The 7,194-nt window shown below is 73.2% G+C and carries 6 protein-coding genes; 2 read left to right on the forward strand and 4 right to left on the reverse strand.

What is annotated here, in order from left to right; genetic code table 11:
- Positions 1-7: 7 nt before the first annotated feature.
- From ACZ5GT_RS38165 to ligD, 3 genes are all read right to left on the reverse strand, one after another.
- On the reverse strand, positions 8-955 hold the full coding sequence (locus ACZ5GT_RS38165) for an ornithine cyclodeaminase family protein (protein WP_469035809.1): 948 nt from the start codon (positions 953-955) through the stop codon (positions 8-10).
- A gap of 14 nt (positions 956-969) precedes the next feature.
- Positions 970-1,944, reverse strand: a complete 975-nt coding sequence (locus ACZ5GT_RS38170; RefSeq protein ID WP_469035811.1) for a multicopper oxidase domain-containing protein — start codon at positions 1,942-1,944, stop codon at positions 970-972.
- Positions 1,945-2,176: 232 nt separating this feature from the next.
- Positions 2,177-3,214, reverse strand: coding sequence for a non-homologous end-joining DNA ligase (gene ligD / locus ACZ5GT_RS38175; protein WP_469035813.1), 1,038 nt, complete (start codon positions 3,212-3,214; stop codon positions 2,177-2,179).
- Positions 3,215-3,288: 74 nt separating this feature from the next.
- Here ligD and ACZ5GT_RS38180 point away from each other — a divergent pair, with 74 nt between their 5' ends.
- Positions 3,289-4,359, forward strand: coding sequence for an ATP-dependent DNA ligase (locus ACZ5GT_RS38180; RefSeq protein ID WP_469035815.1), 1,071 nt, complete (start codon positions 3,289-3,291; stop codon positions 4,357-4,359).
- Positions 4,360-4,374: 15 nt separating this feature from the next.
- Here the strand turns inward: ACZ5GT_RS38180 and ACZ5GT_RS38185 are convergent, their stop codons facing one another.
- Positions 4,375-5,565, reverse strand: coding sequence for a zinc-dependent alcohol dehydrogenase (locus ACZ5GT_RS38185; RefSeq protein ID WP_469035816.1), 1,191 nt, complete (start codon positions 5,563-5,565; stop codon positions 4,375-4,377).
- Positions 5,566-5,932: 367 nt separating this feature from the next.
- On the opposite strand from ACZ5GT_RS38185, the gene ACZ5GT_RS38190 reads away from it, so the two are divergent.
- Positions 5,933-6,949 (forward strand): DUF3048 domain-containing protein, encoded by a 1,017-nt coding sequence (locus ACZ5GT_RS38190; RefSeq protein ID WP_469035822.1) that lies wholly within the window; start codon positions 5,933-5,935, stop codon positions 6,947-6,949.
- Positions 6,950-7,194 lie beyond the last annotated feature (245 nt).

A 7,194-nucleotide genomic window follows, 5' to 3' on the forward strand; every position in this document is an offset into this window, starting at 1 on the left:
CGCCGTGTCACGCCAGCAGGTCGGTCCGCTGCCCGCGCCCGTCCCGCTCCGCCCTGCGGTAGGCCGTCCAGGCGAGCGCCAGATCCTGCCAGGGCAGCCCCACCGGCGCGTACACGGTGCGGGCCTCGGCGCCGGTCCGCCCGGGACGCTCGCCCCGCAGCACCTCCCCCAGGGTCGCGTCGGCGACCGCGGCCGGCAGTCCGGCCGCCGCCAGGGCGCCCGTGCGCGCGGCGAGTTCGCGGTCGTCGACGACGAGCAGCGCGTGCTCCAGCAGGTCGGCCGCCAGTTCCCGCTTGCCGGGCTCGTCGGCGCCCAGGCTGGTGAGGTGCTGTCCTTCCCGGGTGTCCGCCAGCCGCAGCAACGGCTCCCGCGCCCAGGTCGCCAGCAGCACGATGTCGGCGGCCGCGGCCACCTCGGCCGCACTGCCCGCGACGCGCCCGCCGTGCCGCCCGCCGTGCCGCGCGGCGAACGCTGCGGCACGTGTGCCGTCCGTGTCGTGGACGACGAGGCCGCCGAGGCCCCGCAGCGCGCCCAGGCCGCGCACCGTCAACTCGGCCTGCGCGCCCGCGCCGATCACCCCCACCGCCCCGCCCGGCCGGGCGAGGACGTGCGTGCCCAGCGCCGCCGCCAGCCCGGTCCGCCAGGCGGTGACCGTCGCGGAGTCCAGCAGCGCGAGCAACTCCCCGTCCCTGCCGCTGTGCAGGCAGATCACGCCGCGCAACGCGGGCCGGGCGCCCGGGAACTTGGCGTTGACCTTCACCGTGTACGCCTCGACGCCGGGCAGCACCCCGGGGATCAGTGCCGTGGCCGTCCCCGGAAACGGCAGGTCGGTGCGGATCCGCTGCCCGGGGACCGGCACGGTGTGCGCCGTACGGAACCCCGCGCGCAGGGCGGACAGGCATTCGTCGACGTCGAGCACGGCCTGGAGGTCACTGCGGGTCAGCAGAAGCGTCACCCGCCCATGATCCGTCAGTGCTCGTGCTCTTCGTGGCCGGGGATCGTCCCGTCCGGCCGCCGGACCAGGAACAGACCCATCATGCCCATGTCGGCGTGCTTCTGGACATGGCAGTGGTACATCCACGCCCCCGGCCCGACGCCCTCCCCCGCGATCACCTGGAAGCCGAAGGAGTCGGCGGGGCCCACGATCCTGTTGTCGATGACCCGTGCCTGGTCGTCCGGGCCGGTCAGCATGCCCGTGCGGTTGTCGACCCAGCGATGCCCGTGCATGTGGAACGTGTGGTAGAGATTGCCGTGCGTGATCATCACGAATTCGACCCGGTCGCCCACGGTCGCCTCGAAGTCGGGCCCCGGCCTCCTGTTGTTGACGGTCATGTCGTTGAAGACGATCGTGTGCGTCCGGTCCGGGAGGACGTCGCCCTTCCGGCGAACGACGACCGGGCCGTACAGGCCCTTGCGGATGCCGACCGTGCCGTGCTCCGAGCCGATGACGTGGTCGTGGTAGTGCCAGTAGCCGGCGCTGCCCTCCCGCCAGGTGCCGTCCGCGCGGCGGCCGGGGGTGTGCGTGCGCCAGGTGTAGGTGCGGGTGCCGCCGGGTTCGACCGCACTGTGGTTCAGGCGCGTTCCGTCACTGGGGGCGTCGTAGTCCAGGCCGTGGACGTGCATGCTGGCCGGGACGTCCGTGGTGTTCACGAACTCGATGTGCAGCGTGTCGCCCTCGATGAGCTCGATCAGCGGGCCGGGGATCGTCGCCTCTCCCCGCTTCAGGCCGTAGCCCAGCCGCCCGCGGCCGAGCTCCTCGGCGTACACCCTGAGGTGCCTGACCTGCCCGCCGGCCGGTGCGGTCCGCACGGCCCCGCCGGGGCGCACGTCCCCGCCGGCGTGTACGTCCCCGTCGGCGTACACCGCCTCCGCAGCGAGGGACAACGATGTCGCGGCGGCCGCGCCGCCGATCAGTACCCGTCGGTTGAAAGCACGTCTGTCCATGCGGAAACCCCCGGACCTCTCGCGGAGTGTGGATGGGAAGGTGGGAAACGTGTGGTGAATCCGTGTGACATTTCCCGACCACTCGGCGTTTTATCCGCAAACCGGATGAAGTTCGTGCGATTGCAGTCATCGGCGCCGCCGCAAGCCCCCGCAGGCCTCCACAGGCCCCCGGGAGGCCCCCGCAGACCCCCGCCCCCGCCCCCGCCCCCGGGTCCGGGCCCGCGAGTCGAGATCAGGGGGCCGAAGGGCTCCCGGGAGGGACCGCCCCGCGCGCGCGGCTCGGCTGCACCCGTCGCGGCTCGCCCGGCATCTTCGGGTGTTCCGGCGGGTACGGCAGGTCGCCCAGGCCGTGGTCGTGTTCGTCACGGCGGGCGAGTTCCAGCAGGGCGTCCAGCGAGTAGCTGCGGTCGTCCATGTCGGCGTGCACGTCGCCGAGTTCGGCGTAGCGCGCGGGCATGGTGACGAGGTCGAAGTCCCGCGGGTCGGCGTCGCCGGCCTCCTCCCAGCGCAACGGCGCCGAGACGGGGGCGTGCGGGTGGGGCCGTACGGAGTAGGCGGAGGCGACGGTGCGGTCGCGGGCGGTCTGGTTGTAGTCGACGAAGACGCGCCGGCCGCGCTCCTCCTTCCACCACCGGATCGTCACCTGGTCCGGCATCCGGCGCTCCAGCTCCCGGCCGACGGCGATGGCGGCACGCCGCACCTGGGTGAAGGTCCAGCGCGGCTCGATCGGCACGAAGACGTGCAGCCCACGGCCGCCGGAGGTCTTGGGCCAGCTGCACAGACCTCCGAACTCGTCGAGTACGGCGCGCAGTTCGTGGGCGGCGCGGACGGCGTCCGCGTAGTCGGTGCCGGGCTGCGGGTCGAGGTCGATGCGCAGTTCGTCGGGACGGTCGACGTCGCGGCGGCGCACCGGCCAGGGGTGGAAGGTGAGCGTGCCGTACTGCGCGGCCCACAGGACGGCGGCCTCCTCGGTGGGGCACATCTCGTCGGCGCTGCGCCCGCTGGGGAAGGTGATGTGGGCGGTCGGGATCCAGTCCGGCATGTTCTTGGGGGCGCGCTTCTGGAAGAAGGACTCGCCCGCGACGCCCTCCGGGTAGCGCTCCAGGGTGGTGGGCCGGTCGCGCAGGGCGCGCAGGATGCCGGGACCGACGGCGAGGTAGTACCGGGCGAGGTCCAGCTTGGTGAAACCGCGCTCGGGAAAGAAGACCTTGTCCGGGCTGGACAGCCGCACGGTGCGCCCGCCCGCCTCGAGTTCCACCGCTTCGCCCATGCGAGCCACGGTAGGCGCACCCGGCAAAGCGCGCATACCGGGCAATCGGTGGCGGGAGCGAGCAGAATCGGAGCATGGATCTCCCGGTGATGCCGCCCGTGAAGCCGATGCTCGCCAAGCCGGTGGCGAAGATCCCGCCGGGGATGCAGTACGAGGCGAAGTGGGACGGGTTCCGGGCGATCGTGTTCCGCGACGCGGCCGAGATCGAGCTGGGCAGCCGCACCGGGAAGCCGCTGACCAGGTACTTCCCCGAACTGGTGGACGCGCTCCGGGAGCGGCTGCCCGAGCGCTGCGTACTGGACGGCGAGATCGTGATCGCCAGGGAGGGCCGGCTCGACTTCGACGCGCTCACCGAGCGCATCCACCCGGCGGCCTCCCGGGTGCGGACGCTCGCCGAGCGGACGCCGGCGTCGTTCGTGGCCTTCGACCTGCTGGCCCTCGATGACGAGTCGCTGATGGACGTGCCGCTCGCCGACCGGCGGTCCCTGTTGGTCATGGCGCTGTCCGGGGTGACGGCACCGGTGCACCTGGCGCCGGCGACCACCGACCTCGCCGTGGCGGCGCAGTGGTTCGACGAGTACGAGGGGGCGGGCCTGGACGGTGTCGTCGCCAAGCCGCTCACCCTGCGCTATCTGCAGGACGAGCGCGCCATGTTCAAGGTCAAGCACGAGCGCACCGCGGACGTCGTCGTCGCCGGCTACCGCCTCCACAAGTCCGGTCCCGTGGTGGGCTCGCTGCTGCTGGGCCTGTACGACGACAGCGGCGCCCTCCAGCACGTGGGCGTGTCGGCGGCCTTCTCCATGAAGCGGCGGGCCGAGCTGGTCGGGGAGCTGGAGCCGCTGCGCATGGCGGACGTGTCCGGCCATCCCTGGGCGGCCTGGTCCGACGAGGCGGCGCACGAGACGGCCCGGCTGCCGGGCGCGCCCAGCCGCTGGTCGGGCAAGAAGGACCTGTCCTGGGTGCCGCTCCGGCCGGAGCGGGTGGCCGAGGTGGCGTACGACCACATGGAGAACGGCGCGCGGTTCCGGCACACCGCCCGCTTCCGCCGCTGGCGCCCGGACCGGACGCCGGAGAGCTGCACCTACGACCAGCTGGAGGAGCCGGTGCGCTACGACCTGGACCAGATCCTCGGCTCCCCCGGCTGACCGTGTGCTCCCGGTTCAGGGATGCATGAGCACCTTGACGGCACCGTCGCGCTTCTTCTGGAACATCTCGTAGGCGCGCGGCGCGTCGGACAGCGGCACCCGGTGGGTGGCGAAGTCGTCCACGCCCAGCGGGTCCTCGTCCGTGAGGTACGGGAGGATCTCGTCGACCCAGCGGCGCACGTTGGCCTGCCCCATGCGCATCTGGATCTGCTTGTCGAAGAGGGTGAGCATGGGCAGCGGGTCGGCCATGCCGCCGTAGACGCCGGAGAGCGAGATCGTGCCGCCGCGGCGCACCAGCTCGATGGCCGTGTGCAGGGCGCCGAGCCGGTCGACGCTGAAGCGCTCCGCGAACGGTCCGCTCAACTTCCGGGGCAGCATGGCCGAGGCCTGCTGGGCCAGACGGGCGACGGCGCTGCCGTGGGCCTCGGTACCGACCGCGTCGATCACGGCGTCCGGACCCCGCCCGTCGGTCTGGTCCTGGATCGCGGCGACCAGTTCCTTCTCACTGTCGAAGCCCCTGAGGTCGTACGTCTCCACGCCTCGCGCGCGGGCCCGGCGCAGCCGCTCGCCGACCAGGTCCACCCCGAACACCCGCCCGGCGCCGCGCGCGCGGGCGATGCGGCAGGCCATGTCGCCGATCGGTCCGAGGCCGAGCACGGCGACGCTGCCGCCCTGCGGGATGTCCGCGTAGGCGACCGCCTGCCAGGCGGTGGGCAGGACGTCGGAGAGGTAGACGAAGCGGTCGTCGGGCGGCCCCTCCGGGACCTTGATCGGGCCGAACTGCGCCTGCGGGACGCGCAGGTACTCGGCCTGGGCGCCCGGCACCGAGCCGTACAGCCGGGTGTAACCGAACAGGGCGGCGCCCATGCCCTCGCTGGTGACCTGGGTGGTCTCGCACTGGGTCGGCAGTCCGGTCTGGCACATCCAGCAGTTGCCGCACGCGATCTGGAACGGCACCACCACCCGGTCGCCCACCGACAGGTCCGGCACTCCGGCGCCGACCTCCTCGACGATGCCCATCGGCTCGTGCCCGAGGATGTCGCCGGGTGTCATGAAGGGGGTGAGCACCTCGTAGAGGTGCAGGTCGGAGCCGCACAGTCCGGTGGACGTGATGCGGATGACGGCGTCGGTCGGCTCCTCGATCTTCGGATCGGGCACGGTCTCCACCCGTACGTCGCGCTTGCCCTGCCAGGTCACTGCCTTCATCGCGGCCGCTCCCTCCGTCGCCGGTGCCTGTCCTGCGTCCTGCGTGTTGCGTCCTGGGTCCTGCGTTCGTACTCCGGTCCGGTCCGATCTTGTCCCGTACGGTCCTGTTCGTTCCGGTCCTGTCCGGTTCCGTCTTCTTCTGCCACACCGGTCCCGTCCGGTCCGGTCTGCGATGGCGGCCGGGTACCCGGGCGCCCAGGGGTGAACCGCGCGCGGGGCCGATCGGCCCATCCGGCACCCCACGATCAGGACCGATCGGGTATGGCCGCCCACGCCTCTGCATCGGACAATCGGTGACACAGGGAGGGTGGCCAGGGTGAGCACGCAACGCACGGCACGCAGCGCGTGCACCGCGGGTACCGCAGGCATCACAGGTACCGCAGGCACCGCAGGCACCGCACGCACCGCACGCACCGCACGCACCGCACGCAGGCGACGCACCGCGGCTGCGGCTGCGCTGCTGGCCGCCACGACGACGGCCGCGCTGCTGACGGGCTGCTCGGGAGAGCACTCGCGGGACGACGGTCGCGGAGACCAGCGGACGCCGGCGCCCAGCCAGGACGCGGCCGGCGGCTCGGTACTCGCCGTGAAGATCGACAACGCGCCCGCGGCGCGGCCGCACACCGGCCTCGACTCCGCCGACGTCGTCTACGCCGAGCAGGTCGAGGGCGGGCTGAGCCGCCTGATGGCGGTGTACGCGAGCAGGCTGCCGAAGGTCGTGGGGCCGGTGCGCAGCGCCCGGGAGTCCGATCTGGAGCTGCTCGGCCAGTACGACGACCCGCTGCTCGCCTTCTCCGGGGCCCAGCACAAGCTGCTGCCGCTGATCGCCAAGGCGCCGCTGACGCCCGAGACCCCCGACGAGGCCCCGAACGCCTACTTCCGCGGCACCGGCCGGGCCGCGCCGCACAACCTCTACCTGCGCCCCGGACGCCTGCTGTCCGCCGCGCCGGGCCCGGACGCGCTGACGACCGGCTTCCGTTACGGCGCCGCACCCGAGGGCGGCCGGCCGGAGTCCTCGCGGACCGTGCGCTACCCGGCCGCCCGCTTCACCTTCACCTGGTCGGCGAGCCGGCACCGCTGGCTGGTGTCGATGGACGGGACGCCCGCGGTGACGACGGCGGGCGAGCGGTTGGCGCCCGCCACCGTCGTCGTGCAGTACGTGAAGGTGCGCGCGTCCGCCTTCGGCGACTTCCTCGGCAACAACACGCCGTACACCGAGACGGTGGGCTCGGGGAAGGCGCAGGTGCTGCGCGGCGGGCGGGTCTACGACGTCGGCTGGACGCGCGAGCGGGCCGACGACGGCACCCGGTTCACGGCCGCGGACGGCTCGCAGGTCGGCTTCGCGCGAGGACAGGTGTGGGTGGTGTTCGCGAAGGCGTCCTGACCGGTGCGGGTCCGTCAAGGCCGGCCCTGTGCCACCGGGGGCCGTCTTCGGTCACCGGTCGGAAACCGCCCCGGGCCCGGGGCCGGGGACGGGCGCGCTTCCGCAGGCCAGGCTCGTTCATGCTGGTGGGGGGGGGGGGGGGGGGGCCCCCCCCCCCCCCCCTCCCCTCCCCCCTCCCAAGGCGGAACCAGGCCCCCGTGCCCCGAGACACCACACCCGCGCGCGTTGGTTTGTGGGACACAAAA

This window comes from Streptomyces sp. NPDC031340, from assembly GCF_055569945.1.

What these genes read in the sequence shown, in the direction of transcription:
- ACZ5GT_RS38170 (WP_469035811.1), bottom strand. Translation starts at nt 1,944, where the DNA reads ATGGACAGACGTGCTTTCAACCGACGGGTACTGATCGGCGGCGCGGCC.
- ligD (WP_469035813.1), bottom strand. Translation starts at nt 3,214, where the DNA reads ATGGGCGAAGCGGTGGAACTCGAGGCGGGCGGGCGCACCGTGCGGCTG.
- ACZ5GT_RS38180 (WP_469035815.1), top strand. Translation starts at nt 3,289, where the DNA reads ATGGATCTCCCGGTGATGCCGCCCGTGAAGCCGATGCTCGCCAAGCCG.
- ACZ5GT_RS38185 (WP_469035816.1), bottom strand. Translation starts at nt 5,565, where the DNA reads ATGAAGGCAGTGACCTGGCAGGGCAAGCGCGACGTACGGGTGGAGACC.